At 66.3% G+C, this 18106-nt stretch carries 17 protein-coding genes; 9 read left to right on the top strand and 8 right to left on the bottom strand.

Going from position 1 to position 18106, the window contains the following annotated elements; all coding sequences use genetic code 11:
- Positions 1-25: 25 nt before the first annotated feature.
- Positions 26-751 carry an SDR family oxidoreductase gene (locus QP512_RS08175; RefSeq protein ID WP_286071656.1) on the bottom strand — a complete coding sequence of 242 codons (726 nt, stop codon included), beginning with the start codon at positions 749-751 and terminating at the stop codon, positions 26-28.
- A gap of 119 nt (positions 752-870) precedes the next feature.
- Here QP512_RS08175 and QP512_RS08180 point away from each other — a divergent pair, with 119 nt between their 5' ends.
- Positions 871-1767: a LysR family transcriptional regulator gene (locus QP512_RS08180; RefSeq protein ID WP_286071657.1), complete on the top strand. Its 897-nt coding sequence runs from the start codon at positions 871-873 to the stop codon at positions 1765-1767.
- A 27-nt stretch (positions 1768-1794) separates the two neighbouring features.
- On the opposite strand, the gene QP512_RS08185 is transcribed toward QP512_RS08180, so the two are convergent.
- Complete coding sequence (locus QP512_RS08185) at positions 1795-2826, bottom strand: LysR family transcriptional regulator (protein ID WP_005416157.1); 1032 nt, start codon at positions 2824-2826, stop codon at positions 1795-1797.
- Positions 2827-2973: 147 nt separating this feature from the next.
- Here QP512_RS08185 and QP512_RS08190 point away from each other — a divergent pair, with 147 nt between their 5' ends.
- From QP512_RS08190 to QP512_RS08220, 7 genes are all read left to right on the top strand, one after another.
- Positions 2974-3201, top strand: coding sequence for a hypothetical protein (locus tag QP512_RS08190; protein WP_286071658.1), 228 nt, complete (start codon positions 2974-2976; stop codon positions 3199-3201).
- Positions 3198-3968: an SDR family NAD(P)-dependent oxidoreductase gene (locus tag QP512_RS08195; RefSeq protein WP_286071659.1), complete on the top strand. Its 771-nt coding sequence runs from the start codon at positions 3198-3200 to the stop codon at positions 3966-3968. The genes QP512_RS08190 and QP512_RS08195 overlap by 4 nt, the downstream gene beginning before the upstream one ends.
- Positions 3969-4059: 91 nt before the next feature.
- Positions 4060-5283 (top strand): efflux RND transporter periplasmic adaptor subunit, encoded by a 1224-nt coding sequence (locus tag QP512_RS08200; protein WP_071305809.1) that lies wholly within the window; start codon positions 4060-4062, stop codon positions 5281-5283.
- Positions 5284-5410: 127 nt separating this feature from the next.
- The gene (locus QP512_RS08205) at positions 5411-8581 is read left to right on the top strand and encodes a multidrug efflux RND transporter permease subunit (RefSeq protein ID WP_286071660.1); all 3171 of its coding nucleotides are present in this window, start codon (positions 5411-5413) and stop codon (positions 8579-8581) included.
- A gap of 64 nt (positions 8582-8645) precedes the next feature.
- The gene (locus QP512_RS08210; protein WP_286071661.1) at positions 8646-9383 is read left to right on the top strand and encodes an SDR family oxidoreductase; all 738 of its coding nucleotides are present in this window, start codon (positions 8646-8648) and stop codon (positions 9381-9383) included.
- Positions 9377-10798, top strand: a complete 1422-nt coding sequence (locus tag QP512_RS08215; protein ID WP_286071662.1) for an efflux transporter outer membrane subunit — start codon at positions 9377-9379, stop codon at positions 10796-10798. The genes QP512_RS08210 and QP512_RS08215 overlap by 7 nt, the downstream gene beginning before the upstream one ends.
- A gap of 231 nt (positions 10799-11029) precedes the next feature.
- On the top strand, positions 11030-11293 hold the full coding sequence (locus QP512_RS08220; protein WP_286071663.1) for a hypothetical protein: 264 nt from the start codon (positions 11030-11032) through the stop codon (positions 11291-11293).
- Positions 11294-11312: 19 nt separating this feature from the next.
- Here the strand turns inward: QP512_RS08220 and QP512_RS08225 are convergent, their stop codons facing one another.
- From QP512_RS08225 to hchA, 5 genes are all read right to left on the bottom strand, one after another.
- The gene (locus QP512_RS08225; protein WP_286071664.1) at positions 11313-12167 is read right to left on the bottom strand and encodes an endonuclease/exonuclease/phosphatase family protein; all 855 of its coding nucleotides are present in this window, start codon (positions 12165-12167) and stop codon (positions 11313-11315) included.
- Positions 12168-12304: 137 nt separating this feature from the next.
- Positions 12305-12550 (bottom strand): hypothetical protein, encoded by a 246-nt coding sequence (locus QP512_RS08230; RefSeq protein WP_286071665.1) that lies wholly within the window; start codon positions 12548-12550, stop codon positions 12305-12307.
- Positions 12551-12576: 26 nt separating this feature from the next.
- Complete coding sequence (locus QP512_RS08235) at positions 12577-12807, bottom strand: hypothetical protein (RefSeq protein ID WP_286071666.1); 231 nt, start codon at positions 12805-12807, stop codon at positions 12577-12579.
- Between the two features lie 86 nt (positions 12808-12893).
- On the bottom strand, positions 12894-13598 hold the full coding sequence (locus QP512_RS08240; RefSeq protein ID WP_286071667.1) for a PA1136 family autoinducer-binding transcriptional regulator: 705 nt from the start codon (positions 13596-13598) through the stop codon (positions 12894-12896).
- Positions 13599-13603: 5 nt separating this feature from the next.
- Positions 13604-14476 carry a glyoxalase III HchA gene (gene hchA / locus QP512_RS08245; RefSeq protein WP_286071668.1) on the bottom strand — a complete coding sequence of 291 codons (873 nt, stop codon included), beginning with the start codon at positions 14474-14476 and terminating at the stop codon, positions 13604-13606.
- A gap of 378 nt (positions 14477-14854) precedes the next feature.
- Between hchA and QP512_RS08250 the strand changes: the two genes are divergently transcribed.
- A complete protein-coding gene (locus QP512_RS08250) occupies positions 14855-16078 on the top strand; it encodes a cytochrome P450 (protein ID WP_286071669.1) in 1224 nt (407 codons plus the stop codon).
- A 17-nt stretch (positions 16079-16095) separates the two neighbouring features.
- Here the strand turns inward: QP512_RS08250 and QP512_RS08255 are convergent, their stop codons facing one another.
- Positions 16096-18105 carry an alpha/beta fold hydrolase gene (locus QP512_RS08255; RefSeq protein WP_286071670.1) on the bottom strand — a complete coding sequence of 670 codons (2010 nt, stop codon included), beginning with the start codon at positions 18103-18105 and terminating at the stop codon, positions 16096-16098.
- Between the last annotated feature and the right edge of the window lies 1 nt (position 18106).

An 18106-nucleotide genomic window follows, 5' to 3' on the forward strand; every position in this document is an offset into this window, starting at 1 on the left:
CGACTCTACGCGTCCTTTCCCCACCTCACACCGTCGCGGTAGGTCGCACTACGATCTCATTCACATCCACATCGGCCGGTTGCTCGATGGCGAACCGCACCGCGCGTCCAATCGCATCCGGCTGCAGCGCGATGGCGCGGTAGCCGACCATCAGCTCGGCTGCAGCAGGATCGGTGATGCTGTCCGCCAACTCGCTCTCGACCACGCCAGGATGGATGCAGGTCACCCGCAACTCGCGGTGCTCCTGGCGAAGGCCCTCGGAGATCGCACGCACCGCATATTTTGTCGCGCAGTACACCGCTGCAGTGGGCGATACGCTCAGTGCGCCAACCGAGGCGATGTTGATGATCTGGCCACCACGCTGCGCGATCATCCCGGGCAGCACGGCGGCAATGCCGTAGAGCACGCCGCGGATGTTGACGTCGATCATCCGGTCCCATTCCTCCACTTTCAGCGACGCCATCCGGGACAAGGGCATCACGCCGGCATTGTTGACGATCACATCGATTGAACCGAAGTGCTGCCGCGCGGCCTCGGCGAACGCCTCGACCTGCGTCCGCTGGGTTACGTCGAGCGCGTGGACCTGCACCTCGGCACCTTGTTGGCGCAGTTCGTCGGCAAGTGCGTGCAGGCGATCCACTCGGCGGGCACCGAGTACCAGGCGCGCACCTGGTCGGGCGAGGGCGCGGGCGATGCCGGCGCCGATGCCGCTGGAGGCACCGGTGATCAGGATGGTTCGGGAAAGGCTCATGGCAGTGTCTCTGAAGGAGTGGGGAGTGCCGGGGCGTGCCCGGTGCAACCACGGTAGACGCCGCACCTTGTCGCGATAAGATGGCTACTGCTGATCACCTTGTTCAGAGTTGCTAAACAATGCCGATCGACCTCAATGCCCTGGCGGTCTTCCAGCGGGTGGCGGATTGCGCCAGCTTCACGGGTGCGGCCCAGCAACTGGGGGTGACCCGCTCGGCGGTCAGCCAGACCATCGCCAAGCTGGAACAGTCGCTGGGTGTTGCCCTGGTGCAGCGCACGACGCGCAGCGTCAGCCTCACTGACGCCGGGCAGTCCCTGCTGGTTTCGGTCAGCCCTGCGCTGGCGGAGCTGGGCGATGCGCTGGAGGCCAGCGTGCGCCGCCAGGCCGCCGTCTCCGGGCAATTGCGGCTTGCGGTGTCCTCCATCGCCGAGGCGTTCCTGGCGGGCCCGTTGCTGGCCACGTTCGCGGCACGTTATCCGGCGCTGCAGGTGGACATCACGGTGACCGACGACGTGTTCGACATCGTCGGCGCAGGCTTCGACGCCGGGGTGCGTCTGGGCGAGGTCATTGCCCAGGACATGGTCGCGGTTCCGGTGTCGGCGCGGCAACGCCAGCTTGTGGTGTGCTCGCCGGACTATCGCGACGCGCACGTGCTGCCGACCCATCCGCGTGAGCTGGCCGCCCATCGCTGCATCGGCTGGCGCAGCGCGCCGGGCAGGGCGCCTTATCGCTGGGAGTTCGAGGAGCGCGGCCGGGAGTTCAGTGTCGATGTGCAGCCGGAAATCACCAGCAACGACATGGGCGTAATGCTCAGGTTGGCGTTGGCCGGGGCGGGGCTGGCCATCGGCATGGAAGAAACCTGGCGCCCTTGGCTGCAGCGCGGCGAACTGGTGTCCGTGCTGGATGCGTTCTGCCCGCGGTTCGCAGGCTTCTTCCTGTACTACCCCAGCCGTCGCCAATCCGAGCCGAAACTGCGCGCGCTGGTCGAACACGTGCTTGCACAGCGGCCGGGGTAGCTCCACGCCATGCGTGGATACCCTCGGTCATGCCGCCGAAGCGGCCACCTTCTCCAGGATGCGCTTGCCGCTGCTTTCCAGTGCCGCGTCTTCCTGCGCCTTCTGCTGCTGTGCCAGCTTCGCGCCCGGGCATTGGGCCAGCATGTAGTTGGCGTCGAAGTTGAGCTTCTCGACCAGGAAGTCGACGAACGCACGCACCTTCGGCGAGACCAGGCGGCCACCGGCGAACACGGCGTTGAAGTCCACTTCCGGGCCGGTCCAGCCGGCCAGTACGCGGCGCACCATGCCCGACTCGACGAACGGCTTGGCCATCACGTCGCCGGTCAGCAGCAGGCCTTCGCCACACACCAGCGCGCCATTCAACGCAGACATGTCGTTGGCCGTCATCAGCGGGGTGACCGGGAAGTCGCGCAGTTCGCCGCCGTTCTCGCCCAGCTGCCAGGTGAAGCGCGGGGAGTTGCCGGTGTGGTACGGCTTGCGCATGGCCAGGATGCGATGGAACTGCAGCTCTTCCGGATGCAGCGGCTCGCCATAGCGTTCGATGTAGGCCGGGCTGGCGAACACCTGCGTGCGCAGGCTGCCGAGTTTGCGCGCGACCAGGTTGGAATCGGGCAGGGCACCGACGCGCAACGCGAGATCTGCTTCGCCGGCAATCAGGTCCAGCTTCTCATTGCCCATGTGCATGTCCAGGCGGATCTCTGGATATTGCGCATGGAACTGGCCCAGCAGCGGGGCGATCCAGGTGATGCCGATCGAGTAGGGCACGGTGAAGCGCAGCCAGCCGCGCGGGCCGGACTGCAGCTGGCTCACCGCGCTCTCGGCTTCTTCCAGTTCGCGGGCGATGCGCTGGCAATGCTCGTGATAGATCGAACCGGCTTCGGTCAGGCCGAGGCGTCGCGTGGTCCGGTGCAGCAGTCGCGCGCCCAGGCGCGTTTCCAGCTCCTGCACTTTGCGGCTGACCGTGGTCTTGGGCAGGCCGAGCGATTTGGCAGCGGCAATGAAGCTGCCTTGCTCGACCACCTTGACGAAGATCAGCGTCTCGTTGAGATCGTGGGACATGGTCGGGGGTCCTGGACGTCGGGGATGGGACAATCGTGACAGAACGATTGGACCGGGTGCGGGATGATTATTCCCCTTAATCAGGACTAATCAAGTAAAGGTTTGAGGTCTATCGTGGCGCCATTCGTTAGTTGGAGCCCGTCCCCCATGAGCCTGCGCAACATTCTTGCCCGACTCCGGAACGCCGGCCAGAACACCCTGGACCTGGCGATGACCGTCGAAGCCCGTCCGAGTTCCTTGGTGCACAAGGACTTTCGTGAGTTTACCGCCCCCATGCGTCAGCAGCGTGGCGGCGCGGTCCGCCTGGCCCCGCACAAGGGCGACCGCCTGCGTCGAATCGGGACTATCCCGGATTTGGGAGGAAATGTCCCGTGAATGGGATACTGACGCCCGAAGTCCTGGTTCTCGGTGGCACCGGTGCGGTCGGCCAGGGCGTGGTCGGCGCATTGCTGGAGGCCGGCAGCCCGGTGCTTGTGGTTGGCCGCGACCCGGGCCGGCTGGCGGCACTGCACGAGCAGTTTGCCGATGAGCCGGGCCTGGAGACGGTGCTGGGTTCGCTCAGCGACGATGGATCGGCGCGCGCGCTGGCCGAACGCATCGCGCAGCGCCCTCGACCGCTGGCGGCGGTGATCGCCGCGATGGGCGGCCCGTACCGCCGCGGCCGGGTGACCGATCGCAACGGTGATGAACTGATGGGCGCGATGCAGGCCGATCTGATGCCGCACGTACACGCGGTGCGTCACCTGCTGCCGCTGCTGCAGGACAACGTGCACGCGCGCCGCTACGTGATGATCGGCAGCCCGGCCAACGCCAAGCCATGGGCGGGCTACGGCGAAACCTCGATCACCACCGCTGCACTGCGCATGTATGCGCAGGTGGTGCACCAGGAAGCGCAGGCGCTGGGCGTGCGCGCGCAGATGCTGGAAGTGTGCAGCCCGGTGTGCACGCCGGCCAACGCCGCCAACGCCTGCATCGAGTGGCCCAGCTCGCTGCTGGTCGGCCGCCGCGTGGTCTCACTGCTGGATGGTTGCCGTGACAACCGCGCCATCGTCCGGTGTGACAGCAGCGATGCCGAATTGCCGCGCGGCCTGCTGCACCTTGAAGTCCCCCCTTTGTGGCGCGATACCGCAGGCGTCGCTTGACCTCGACCAAGGTTGAGGTCGCAGTATGCGGCGCCGATTTTTGCAACACGTTCTCATATAGCTGTACCACCCCTCCGTACGGATGCATGCCATGACTTCCCCCAATACCACCCCACATCGTTTCGGCCATCGCATCGCGATGGTCGGCGTGTCGATCCTCGCCGCGGCCGTGCTGGCGGCCTGCAGCGGCGGCCATGCCGAAGAAGCCGGTGCACCACCTCCGCCGCAGGTCAGCGCAGCGCCGGTGCTGGTCAAGCAGGTCAGCCAGTGGGACGAATTCAGCGGCCGCGTCGAAGCGGTACAGAGCGTTGAACTGCGTCCGCGCGTGTCCGGCTACATCGACAAGGTCAACTACGTCGAAGGCCAGGAAGTGAAGAAGGGCGAAGTGCTCTTCACCATCGACGCGCGCAGCTACCAGGCCGAGTACGATCGCGCTGCGGCCGAGCTGGCCCGGGCACGTACCCAGGCCACGCTGGCCCGCAGCGAGTCCGAGCGTGCCAAGCGGCTGTCCGAGCAGCAGGCGATCTCCACCGAGACCGCCGAGCAGCGTCGTGCCGCCGCCGACCAGTCCGGCGCCGCCGTTCAGGCCGCGCAGGCGGCGCTGGATGCGGCCCGCCTCAACCTGGAGTTCACCAAGGTGCGTGCACCGATCGACGGCCGTGCCGGCCGCGCGATGGTCACCGCCGGCAACCTGGTCACCGCCGGCGACAGCGCCAGCGTGCTGACCACGCTGGTCTCGCTGGATACCGTGTTCGTCTACTTCGATGCCGACGAAAGCACCTTCCTGCGCTATGCCCAGATGGCACGCAAGGGTGAGCGCCCGAGCGAGCGTGACAGCGAACTGCCGGTGAAGGTCGGCCTGTCCGGTGAAGAAGGCTACCCGCACGCGGGCAAGGTCGACTTCCTCGACAACCAGGTTGCCCGCAGCACTGGCACCATCCGCGTCCGCGCACTGCTGGACAACGCCGACCGCCAGTTCACGCCGGGCCTGTTCGCCCGCGTGCAGCTGCTCGGCAGCGGCCAGTTCCAGGCCCTGCTGATCGACGACAAGGCGGTGCTGACCGACCAGGACCGCAAGTACGTCTACGTGGTCGACAAGGATGGCAAGGCCCAGCGCCGCGACATCCAGCTCGGCCGCACCGCCGACGGCCTGCGTATCGTCGAGCACGGCCTGGCCGCCGGTGACAAGGTGATCATCGACGGCGTGCAGAAGGTCTTCATGCCGGGCATGCCGGTGCAGGCCAAGGCGGTGGCGATGCAGCCACAGCCGGCGCCGGCACCGGGCCGCGATGCCACTGCTGCCCTGAAGCACTGATCCGCCGTCTCCTGATCCGCGTCCCCGCTTAGCTGCCGGCGCCAGCGGCAGCCTTCCCTGCCTTCGTCATCCCGGCGAGGGGCAGGGTGGCTGTTGCCCGCCGTCAGCCTTTCCCAGGAATTCCTCCATGGACTTTTCCCGTTTCTTCATCGACAGGCCGATCTTCGCGGCGGTGCTGTCGATCGTGATCTTCGCCGCAGGCCTGATCACGATTCCGATCCTGCCGATCAGCGAGTACCCCGAAGTGGTGCCGCCGTCGGTGGTCGTGCGCACGGTCTATCCGGGCGCCAACCCCAAGGTCATTGCCGAGACCGTCGCCACGCCGCTTGAAGAAGCCATCAACGGCGTTGAAGGCATGATGTACCTGAAGTCGGTCGCCGGCTCGGACGGCGTGCTGCAGATGACCGTCACCTTCCGCCCGGGCACCGACCCGGACGCGGCGGCGGTGAAGGTGCAGAATCGCGTGGCGCAGGCGCAGGCGCGCCTGCCCGAAGACGTGCGCCGGCAGGGCGTGACCACGCAGAAGCAGTCGCCGACCTTCCTGATGGTGGTGCACCTGACCTCGCCGCAAGGCAAGTACGACACCCTGTACCTGCGCAACTACGCACGCCTGCACGTCAAGGACGCGCTGGCGCGTATTCCGGGCGTGGGTGACGCGCAGATCTTCGGTGGCGGCGACTACGCCATGCGCGCCTGGCTGGACCCGGACAAGGTGGCATCGCGCGGGCTGACCGCCAGCGACGTCGTGCGCGCCATGCGCGAGCAGAACGTGCAGGTGTCGGCCGGCCAGCTCGGCGCCGAACCGCTGCCGGACAGCAAGTTCCTGACCCTGATCAATGCCCAGGGCCGGCTGAAGACCGAGAAGGAATTCGGCGACATCGTGCTCAAGAGCGGCACCGATGGCGAGATCGTGCGCCTGTCCGACGTGGCCCGCCTGGAACTGGGTGCGGGTGACTACACCCTGCGTTCGCAGCTGGACGGCAAGAACGCGGTCGGTATCGGTATCTTCCAGTCGCCGGGTGCGAACGCGCTGGAGATTCGTGACCATGTCATCTCGACGATGGACGAGATGCAGAAGACCATGCCGGCCGACGTCAAGTACGAAGCCGTGTATGACACCACCATCTTCGTGCGCGATTCGATCAAGGCCGTGGTCTCCACGCTGCTGGAAGCCATCGCGCTGGTGGTGCTGGTGGTGATCCTGTTCCTGCAGACCTGGCGTGCCTCGATCATCCCGTTGATCGCGGTGCCGGTGTCGGTGGTGGGTACCTTTGCTGCGCTGTACCTGCTGGGCTTCTCGATCAACACGCTGAGCCTGTTCGGCCTGGTGCTGGCGATCGGCATCGTGGTCGACGACGCGATCGTGGTGGTGGAGAACGTCGAGCGCAACATCGAAGAAGGCCTGTCGCCCACCGCGGCGGCACACCAGGCCATGCGTGAGGTGTCCGGCCCGATCGTGGCGATCGCGCTGGTGCTGTGTGCCGTGTTCGTGCCGATGGCGTTCCTGTCCGGTGTCACCGGCCAGTTCTACAAGCAGTTCGCGGTCACCATCGCCATCTCCACGGTGATCTCGGCGATCAACTCGCTGACCCTGTCGCCAGCGCTGGCCGCGCGCCTGCTGAAGGCCCACGGCGCACCGAAGGATGGCCCGAGCCGCCTGATCGATCGCCTGTTCGGCTGGGTGTTCCGCCCGTTCAACCGCTTCTTCAAGTCCAGTTCGGAGAAGTACGAGCGTGGCGTGGCCCGCATCCTCGGCCGTCGCGGCGCGGTGTTCGTGGTCTACGCGATCCTGCTGGTCGGTACCGGCGTGATCTTCAAGCTGGTGCCGCCGGGCTTCATCCCGACCCAGGACAAGCTGTACCTGATCGCCGGCGTGAAGCTTCCGGAAGGCTCGTCGATCGCGCGTACCGATGAAATGCTGCGCAAGGTGGCCAAGATCGCCCAGGAAACCGACGGCGTGGCCCACACCATTTCGTTCCCGGGCCTGAATGCGCTGCAGTTCACCAACACGCCGAACACCGGTGTGGCGTTCATTCCGCTCAAGCCGTTCGCCGAGCGTCATGGCCGTACCGCCGCGCAGATCAATGCCGAGATCAACCAGAAGATCGCCGGCCTGCAGGAGGGCTTCGCGTTCGCGATGATGCCGCCGCCGATCCTCGGCCTGGGCAACGGCAACGGCTACCAGATGTTCATCGAGGACCGCGGCAACCTGGGCTACGGCGCATTGCAGAATGCCGTGCAGGCGATGCAGGGTACCGTTGCGCAGACCCCGGGCATGGCCTTCCCGATTTCCAGCTACCAGGCCAACGTGCCGCAGCTCGATGCCGAGGTGGACCGTGTCAAGGCGAAGGCTCAGGGCGTACAGCTCACCGAACTGTTCGACACGCTGCAGACCTACCTGGGTTCGGCCTACGTCAACGACTTCAACCAGTTCGGCCGCACCTGGCAGGTGATCGCCCAGGCCGACGGTCCGTTCCGCGAGACGGTCGAGGACATCGGCAAGCTGCGTACCCGCAATGACCGCGGCGAGATGGTGCCGATCGGTTCGATGGTCACCATCAAGCAGACCTTCGGCCCGGACCCGGTGCTGCGCTTCAACGGTTACCCGGCCGCGGACCTGGCCGGTGAAGCCGACCCGCGCCTGCTGTCCTCGGCCGAAGCGATGAACAAGCTGACCGAGATCGCCGGCAAGGTGCTGCCGGTGGGCATGACCACCGAATGGACCGACCTGAGTTACCAGCAGGCCACGCAGGGCAAGGCCGCCTTCATCGTGTTCCCGGTGGCGATCATGCTGGCCTTCCTGGTGCTGGCCGCGCTGTACGAGAGTTGGTCGCTGCCGCTGGCGGTGATCCTGATCGTTCCGATGACCCTGCTGTCCGCGCTGTTTGGCGTGTGGCTGACCGGTGGTGACAACAACGTGTTCGTGCAGGTCGGCCTGGTAGTGCTGATGGGCCTGGCGTGCAAGAACGCGATCCTGATCGTCGAATTCGCCAGAGAGCTGGAGATGGGCGGCAAGGGTATCGTTGAAGCCGCGCTGGAAGCCTGCCGCCTGCGCCTGCGCCCGATCGTGATGACCTCCATCGCGTTCATCGCCGGCACCGTGCCGCTGGTGCTGTCGCACGGTGCAGGCGCCGAAGTGCGCTCGGTGACCGGTATCACCGTGTTCGCCGGCATGCTCGGCGTGACCCTGTTCGGCCTGTTCCTCACCCCGGTGTTCTACGTGGCCCTGCGCAAGTTCGTCACCCGCAACGGCGGTGGCCAGCTGGTGCAGCACGGCGAACCGACCATCCACCACTGACATGGAACCCCGTCGCCGCCGGTCATTGGCCGGCGGCGGCTTCTCCCTTACGAGGCATGCATCCATGAATACCCATCAGAACAAGATCGCGCTGGTGACCGGCGCCACCCGTGGCATCGGCCTGGAAACCGTGCGCCAGCTCGCCCAGGCCGGCGTGCACACGCTGCTGGCCGGTCGCAAGCGCGATACGGCAGTGGAGCTGGCACTGCAGCTGCAGGCTGAAGGCCTGCCGGTCGAAGCCATCCAGCTGGACGTGACCGATGCGGCCAGCATCGCCGAAGCGGTCGAGCAGGTGCGCCAGCGCCATGGCCGCCTCGACATCCTGGTCAACAACGCCGGCATCATGATCGAGAACCCGGCGCAGGCACCGTCGGAGCAGTCACTCGATACCTGGAAGCGCACCTTCGACACCAACGTGTATGCGCTGGTGGCGGTCACCCAGGCCTTCCTGCCGCTGGTCAAGCAGGCCAAGTCCGGGCGCATCGTCAACGTATCGAGCATGCTCGGCTCGCAGACCCTGCACGCCGACCCGGCGTCGGCCATCTACGATTTCAAGATCCCGGCCTACAACGCCTCCAAGGCGGCGGTGAACAGCTGGACCCTGAGCCTGGCCTACGAACTGCGCAATACCCCGATCAAGGTCAACACCGTGCATCCGGGTTACGTGAAGACCGACATGAACGGCGGCAACGGCGAAATCGAAATCAGCGAAGGCGCACGTTCCAGCGTGGAAATGGCGCTGATCGGTGAATCCGGCGCCAGCGGCAGCTTCACCTACTTGGGCGAGGTGCTGCCATGGTGATCCGCACGTTGGCGATGGCCGTCTCCAGCCTGGTGCTGGCAGGCTGTGTCAGCGTCGGCCCCAACTACAAGGCGCCGGTCCAGGAGCCTGTGGTGCTGCAGGGTGCGCAGCAGCCGGTGTTCAGCACCACCTCGCCGGTTGCCAGCTGGTGGGCGCAGTTCGATGACCCGGTGCTCGAAGAACTGGTGTACGGTGCCCTGTCGGACAACCTCGACCTGCGCGTGGCGGTGGCCCGCGTCAGCCAGGCCCGGGCGGTGTTCGTCGAAAGCCGCTTCGACCAGGCTCCGCACATCACCGCAGGCGGCAGCTACGACCGCCGCAAGCAACCCGATCCGCAGCGGGGTGGGCAGCGGGTGTTCAGTGAAAGCTACCAGCTCGGCTTCGACGCCGGCTGGGAGCTGGATCTGTTCGGCCGCAAGCGCCGTGCTGCAGAAGCCGCGCGAGCCGACCTCGACGCCGAGCAGGCCAACCTGGCCGACGCACAGGTGCTGGTCGCCGCCGAAGTGGCGCGCAACTACTTCGAGCTGCGTGGCACGCAGAAGCGCATCGCCGTGGCCCAGCACACGCTGGAGAACCTGCGCGATACGCAGAAGCTGACCGAGGCGCGCTGGGAGCTGGGCGCCGGCAGCGAGCTGGATGTGCAGAGCAGCCGTGCCCGCCTGAAGGCGATCGAGGCCGACATACCGCTGCTGGAAGTGGCCGAGACGCAGTCGCGCAACCGTCTGGCGGTATTGCTGGGCCAGCGCCCGGAAGTGTTGACGGCAATGCTGGCACCGCATGAAGTGCCGGCCTTCGCCAAAGCGTTGCCACTGGGCGATACCCGTGAACTGCTGCGCCAGCGTGCCGACGTGCGCGTGGCGGAGCGTCGCCTGGCCGCTGCCACGGCACGCGTGGGCGTGGCCACCGCCGATCTGTTCCCGCGGCTGTCGCTGTCCGGCTTCGTCGGCTTCCTCGGTGGCGACGCCAGCGGCCTGGTCAACGGCAGCAACAAGGCGTGGTCGCTGACGCCGTCGCTGAGCTGGGCGGCATTCGATTTCGGCACCGTGCGTGCTCGCCTGCGTGCCAGCAAGGCCGAGGCCGAAGGCGTGGCCGCGCAGTACGAGCAGGCGGTGCTGCTGGCGCTGGAAGACACCGAGAACGCACTGACCCGCTACTCCAAGCAACAGGCACGGCTGGCGATTGTGGTCGAGCAGGCACAGGCGGCGCGGCGTGCCGAATCGCTGGCGCAGATCCGCTATCGCGAGGGTTCGGAAGATTTCCTGACCCTGCTTGACGCGCAGCGCACGCAGTTGGCGGCCGATGACGCGTTGGCGGCTGCCGAAGCCGAGGTCAATGTCAGTGTTGTCGGCGTGTACAAGGCGCTGGGCGGCTGGGGTCAGTCGCCGCAGCTACCGAGCGTGGCGCAGGTGCAGTAACCGGCAGGGGACGGAAGCGATGGCTTCCGTCCCCTTGTTCTTTCAGGGCCGATGCCGGGCTGCCACGCGTCCGGCTCGCACGGGGGGCACGCTGCAGGCCACGGTTCGCGACCGCAGTCAGGGTCGCCGTCGCGCATGCTGTGCGCCTTATCACAGTTATGACGCTTCTGACTCTGCCGTAACACGTGTCCACGGTGTAACTAGTGGGGCAGGCTTCTGGGAGGGAAGGTCATGACCGGTGGCAAACGAGATACCCGGTGGATGCTGTTCGGTGATCCGGGACCTCAGGGTGCCGGGCTGTCGGTGGCGGTCGTGGTGCTGATGGTGCTGGCCACGATGGCTGCTGCGGTGGGCTTCATGCGCCTGCAGGACCCGATGCTGGGGCTGGGCCTGATCGGCATCTCCGTATTTCTGGCGGTCGGTGCCCGCATCTGCCAGGCGCGCAACCAGCATCAGGCGCTGTACCGCCTGTTGTCGCGGCAGCCGCCGCCTTAGCCGCGGCTGCCGTACAGGTTCAGTGCTTCGGCCAGTCCAGCTCGACCACCAGCGGGAAGTGATCCGATGGCAGCACGCCGCCGATGCGGCGGTCATCGGTGAGGAAGCGGCGCGCGTGGAAGCCACGCACCAGCACCCAGTCCAGCTGCACGGTGGCCTTGCCGGTGAAATCGTGGAACGTCAGGCGCGGGCCCTGCGGAGTCTTCACCTGGGTGCGGGTGTCCTGCAGCAGACGGGTGAACGCCTTGTAGGTGTCGCCGCCGGGCTCGCTGTTGAAATCACCGGTCAGCACCACGGGCAGGTCGGCCGGCAGGGTCGCCAGATGCCTGCCGATCAGTTCGGCACCCTTTACCCGGCGCGGCTCGTCTTCGTCGCGGTAGGGCAGGTGGGTGTCCATGAAATAGAAGCGACGGCCATCGTCCAGCCGTCGGAACAACGCCCAGGTGACCATGCGCGGATACAGGTTGCCCCAGGTGATGCTGCCGGGTACGTCCGGCGTGTCGGACAGCCAGAAGTTGCCGGACTGTTCGATCGCCAGCACCTTGCTGTCGTAGAACACGCCCATGTGTTCGTCACCGCTGCCACCGCGGCGCCCTTCGCCGAACCAGCGATAGCCGGGCAGGTGCTCGGAGAGGTAGTCAGCCTGTTCCTTCACCAGCTCCTGGGTGCCGATCACCGCCGGGTGCGCATCGAGGATGACCTTGACCATCGCATCGCGGCGATCGGGCCAGCGCTTGCCCGGTTCGGTATCGGCCGGGGTGCGGACGTTGAACGACATCACTTTCAGCGGTGCCGGTGCAGCGGCCAGGGTAACGGCGGGTAGAGCAAGCGCCAGCAGCGCACACAGCGCAGGGCGACGGAGACGCGACAACATCGTGGAATCCCTCCATTCCATGAAAACGGTTTCACGGAGCATGCCATGGAAGGCGAAGGCAGCGGTATGCCGGGATGGGCGGCTGGGAGATGCCGGGCGGGGGATCAACGCCCCGCCCGGCGGACCGCGCAGGGCGATCAGGGGTCGTAGATCATCCCGTTCTCGTCACGGTTGTAATGCCCGGTCACTTCGCGGGTGCCATCGTCGTAGAGCACGTACGACGTGCAGCGCTGGTGGAACACGTTGCCAGCGATGCGGAAGGGCACGCACTCTTCCTGGACCTCGACGACTTCGGCCGCCGCGGTGGTGGCGACCGGGGCCAGCATCGACACGGCCAACACGGCGGCAAACGAACTTCCCGACCAACCTTCATGCAGTCTCATCTTCACGCTCCTTGTCGATGGGGGGCTTACTTCAGATAGGGGTTGCCGTACTCGTCGATCCAGTACTCGGCTTCGTGCACATTGCCCTGTTCGTCGACATAAGTCTCCGTGCAATGCTGGTGGACGCGGTTGCGATCCACGTTCACGGGTACACACGAGACGCTCGATCCCGGTACTCCGGCATTGGCATCCGCCACCGGAGCCAGGGTTGCAGTTGCCACAACCAACGCGGCCATCGTGGCCAGTTGCAGTTTCATGAGCACCATCCCTGCGTTCTGCAATCGCGCACATGCGCATGGCGTGTGTAACACGCGGATCCTGCTGCCGGAAGTGCCCGCCCTGATCAGTCTTCGATCTCGCCGCGTCGGCTGGCAGCGCGTACCGCCTGTGCGGTGGTTGCCACACCCAGGCGCTGGCGCGCGCGACGCAGATGGTTCTCCACGCTGCGCGCCGACAGCCCAAGCGTGGCCGCGATCTCGGCCTGCCGGCGTCCGGCGGCCACCCAGCGAAGCACCTCGCGCTCGCGTGTGCTCAGCGTACGTCCCGAGAGCGCGACGGGCGATTCGGCCAAACGGCGTGCAGCCCGGAATGCTGCGGTTGCAGCAGCATCCAGCTGCAGCCGCGCGCTGGCCGATGCATCTATGGATGTTCCCGCAAAACTGATCGCGCCTTCCAGGCCGCTGGTGCCGAACACCGGCACCTGCAGGCCATGCAGGCCTTCGCCACGCGGCTGCTTCACTACCTGATAGCGTTCGCCGCGAGCGCCCTGGCGCTTGCTCCAGAAGAACGCCGCGTCGCTGTCCAGGACGTGGCGATTGACCGGGCAGGCGTGCAGGTAGCGCGCAAGGTCGGTGTCGCTGCCATCGCCGAGCCAGTCACCCTCGATCCAGTACACGCGTTGCGTGCCGCGCTCCAGGCCGGTGCCGGTGGCGAACACCAGCACGCGGTCATAGCCAAGGGGGGCTGCAATGCCGCGCAGGACCGCACCCACCGCGCTCAGCGAGCGGGCGCGTTCCAGTTCCAGCAGCGCCTGCACCAGTGCTGTCATCCGTATCAGCGCCCGGCCAGTGCATCCAGCAGGGTACGTGCGGCCAGTTTGCCCAGCGCATTGCCGGCCAGCGGACTGTCGCCGGTCAACAGCAGGCGATCCTGCAGCACGCTGCCATCGATGCCGTCGTTGACGATCTGCACGCCCTGCTGCGCCAGGCGTTCACCGAAGAACCAGGGCAGCTGCCCGGGCATGTAGCCGATCTCTGGCGTCTGCCGGTCCATCGCATCGGGGAAGGCGCAGATGCGGTAGCCGCGGAACAGCGCGCCGCCATCGGCCTCGTCGACGCCTGCAGCGAGGAGTGCGGCCGGCCCGTGGCAAAGGGTGATGATGTGGCGTTGTTCGGCCATGGCCCAGTGCAGGACCGATTTCACGGCGCGGCTCTGCGGCAGGCCGATCAGTGCACCATGGCCACCGGGAATGAACACTGCCGCGTAATCCGAATCCGCAGCGAGGCCGGCGACCACCTCGTCCAGCGGCAGCGGCTGGCGGAAGCGGTGTTCATAACGCGCGTACAGTCCGCCGATTTCCTTGTCCTCATGCGGGAACGCCCACCACTCGAACTTGGCGGCGTTGCCGGACAGCGTGGCTACGTCGATGTCGAAGCCGGCCTTGTCCAGGTGGTACATCGGCAGCAGGGTTTCCACCGGATGGTTGCCGGTGGAGAACAGGTGGCCGTTGGCGGTGGGCAGGTAGCGCTCGTCGGCGGCGATCATCAGCACCTTCCAGCGGCCATCGCGGCGTGCGTCCGGGTAGTCGGCACCGGAAAGGTCGCTCCTGGGCGAGGTGAACTGTGACAGCGAGTAGGGCGACGGGAAGAACGCGTCGCGCTCGGCCGGATCGGGGCTGGGCTGGCGGCTGGGTTCCTGCGTGTTCATGCGGACCTCCATTGGGGAGAAAGTGTGCCCAGCATAGGAGGCCGGGTGCGCAGGCGCGATGAGGGATTCCCCTCAATCGACCGGCCGGAATGCTGCGTCGCGCCACCGGGCCGGTTGGACAGCGGGATTATGTCGTGTTATCTAGCCCGTGCCGGGATAATCCCGGCATAACCACACAGCAAGCAAAGGAATGAAAATGAAGAGATTCGCCCGAGCATTGCGCGTCACTCTGAATATCCATCCGAACGAGAAGAGCAGTGTGTGGAATACCTGGCCGCTCTGGATCGAGTTCTGATCCTGCGGGGCAACCCCGCGATTGAGCGGTAGCAAGACGAAGGGACTCGTCTTTCGAGTCCCTTCCTGCCGGAGACGCACTGCATGCAAGGGATGTCGAATGAAGGCAGCACCATTGCTGCCGAGCGCCTGGCTGCGCGCGTGGAGCGCGAAGGACCGGTGCTGAAACTGGAAACGGGCGGTATCGGGGTGTTCTGCCCGGAGCTGGCCGGCAAGGTCGACAAGGAGAATTCCGAGCACCTGTTCGTGGTCGAGTCGCTGGCCGATCTGTTCCGCCGGCACGAGCGCGTGCGCTGGACCGAAGTACGCAGCCTGATCGCCGCCTGCAGTGCTGAGCTCACCGGGGCGCAGACCCTGGAGGCGCTGCAGTCGCGCATGCGGCAGGCCCTGGACGCACTGTGCGGGCACGAGCTGGATGCCACGCCTGCGGTGTGGAAAGTGATGGCGCATCCGCTGGTGCCGCTGGTGATCGACGGCCTCGACGCGCGAGGTACCGCAGCCATCGAGCGTGCCCTGCATCTGCGCTACAGCACCCAGGTCGAGCAGGTCATCCATCGGCGTCATCTGCTGCGCAACTTTCTCATCGGTCGTGGCGAATCGCGGGCGATCGCCGCCGAACTCAAGCGCCGCGTCCGCAGCGGACGTTCGGCGCTGGACTACGCGCAGTCACTGCTGACCCTGCGCGCGCGCATCGGCCTGGACAAGGTCACCTATCTGGTGACCGTGCAGCTGATCGCCATTTCCGGCGTGCCTGGCATGATGGCCGCCTGCCTGCTGCTGGCGCTGCAGATGCATCCACAATGGCGCCAACGCATCGAGGAGGAATTCGCGCCGCTCTCGGATGCGGAGATCCATGCACTGCCGATCGCCAGGATTCCCTGCACCATGCGCTTCCTGAAGGAAGTGATGCGACTGTATTCCACGCCCTTCAACAACCGTCGCGTGGCCGCCTGCGACCTGCAGGTGGAAGGGCAGGCCATCGCCGAAGGCACAGTGTTCGAACTGAGCTCGTTCATCCAGCATCGCTCGGCGAAGTACTGGGATGACCCGCTGCAGTTCGATCCCGATCGCTGGCTGCCCGAGCGCCGCAAGCGCACCGCCGGCATCTATGTGCCCTACGGTTTTCCCTCGCGCTCCTGCGTGGGATCGGCGGTGGGCAATGCGCAGCTGGTATTGCTGTGTGCGCTGTTGGCACGCGAATTCCGTTTCACCCCCAGCGCCGCCTTCCAGCCTGAGGTGCGCATGGAGGGCTTCGCCATTCCGGCGGCGCTGCACGGCACCTTCTCGCGGCGCGCGCCGACGGCCTGATCCGCAGGAAAGATCGGTTACTTTCCCGCCCGCCCGTGTTCCTGCATGTCCTCATGCAGGATCCGGCGCAGCTCGACGATGGCCGGCGTAGCTTCCTGCACGCTGTGCCCGGACACGATCACCTTCTCCGACGCCGCGTGCGGCAGGTGCGAGCTCCAGTACGGCACCAGCCCGTCGTCGGTCTTTTCCAGCGGGCCCTCGGCCTTGGCGCGCGCGATGATCGAGTGGTAGTGCACCTTCGGCGACATCGGCAGGTCGGCCACGGCGCGGACGAACGGATCGTCCTTGTCGAGGTTCTGGATGCTGTTCATCTGGTAGCCGTGCTTGCCGTCATTGCGGTCGATCTGACCGTCGTTGGCGATGGTGGCCACGTCTTCCAGTACCGTCAGGGGCAACCGCACCAGGCGTCCGATCCAGCGGCCCAGGCGGGTGCCCGCCACGTCGGTACCGCGGTGTGGCGTAGCGATGAACACCACACGCGACACTTCCGGTTCCGGCAGGAAGGTCAGCACCGGCGCGCCCTTCGTGCGCAGCAGTTCGCGCTGTGCGGGCGTCATCTGCGCAGTGGCGAGCAGGGTATCGACCAGGTGGTCGCCCGAGGAGGAGATCATCAGCCGAGCGATAACGCCGCCCATGCTGTGCCCCACCAGCACCATGTCATGCGAGGCCTGCGCCTTGCCGCTGGGGTCGAAGTGCCTTAACACTTCGGCCAGCGTACGACGCATCGCATCGTGGCTCATCGCGATGGGCATGTTAGTGGGGTAGTAGAACTGCCAGATCTGGAAATCCTGGCGGATCTCGTCGTCACGCATCAGTTCGTTGGCAACGTTCACCCAGGCTTCCGGGCTGCTGGCCAGACCATGGATCATCAGCAGCACGCGGCGGTTCGGATCGTAGGGCTGCATCATGTACAGATGCGGTGTTTCGATGCCGCCCTTGCCGCCGAACAGCGAGCGCAGCGACTGGTGGCTGAAGTTGGAGCGGGCGAGCCACAATGCATAGCCGGCGGTGAAGTTCGCGGCCAGCGGCACTTGCTGTCCGTGCAGGGTCACTTCCGTGACCTGGTAGGGATCGTGGATCTCCAGTTCCGGCTCGTCATCGTGCAGCACTTCCCACAGGTTCTTCCCGGAGAAGCGCAACAGCACCGTCATCGATGGCGAGGGCATCTCGCTCCAGCTCTGCGTGGCCGAAGCGCTGGCCTGCGCGGCAGGGGGCGAGGTGGCCGAGGCGGTCGCTGGATCGTCCATCACCGCCACCAGCTCGGCACCGAAGCCATCGCGGCGATGCACGCTGCGCAGCGTGCCGGTGAACGACAGCGAGGCGGCGGGAACCAGTTCGCTCGGCGTGCGTGTGTCCAGGGGCGATGCGTCTGTGGGCGGCGCCAGCACGAAGGTCCAGCGACCCAGCGTCAGGTGGCTGGCATCATTGCGTACGCGCCCGGTCGCATACGCGTTGTACAGCTGCACCGATGCCTCCTGCACGGCCAGGTTGTAGTAGTCGCGCACCTGGGTCTGTCGGTCTTCGAAGCCACGCTGGTTGGCCGTGCGTTCGGTGAAGAACAGATAGGCATACGCCTGGCGTGCCACCTGCATCCACGCGTCCAGGCGCGGCTGGAAGTCGGCATCCAGTTCGGTGATGGCGGTCTTGGCGCGGCCCGAAGCCGAGTACTCGCGCTTTGGCGCGGGCAGGGTCATCGCGTACTGCAGCCACAGTTCGGCCAGGCTTGAACGCTTGTCTTCCTCGCGCACCAGGATGCTGGCTTCCATCGCCTCGATGCAGGGCAGGCCGGGCTTGGCGCAGACGCCTTCATCGAGGCCGGCCACGCGCAGCGTTTCCATCGTGGCCGAGCTGAGCTTGCCGGTAGTGAGGATGTCGCCACGCTTGAGCGCGATGTACTGGCCGGGCGTGACCGAGGCGACCTGCACCGAGGGGCCGAACTGGCGCAGCGTCGCGCAGCCGTCCAGTGTCAGCAGCACGGTGATGATGAGGGTCGTGCGGCTGATGAAGCCCAAGCCCGTGGTAGCCATA

The sequence above is a fragment of the Stenotrophomonas sp. 57 genome, from assembly GCF_030291075.1.
In the GTDB taxonomy this organism is placed as follows: domain Bacteria; phylum Pseudomonadota; class Gammaproteobacteria; order Xanthomonadales; family Xanthomonadaceae; genus Stenotrophomonas.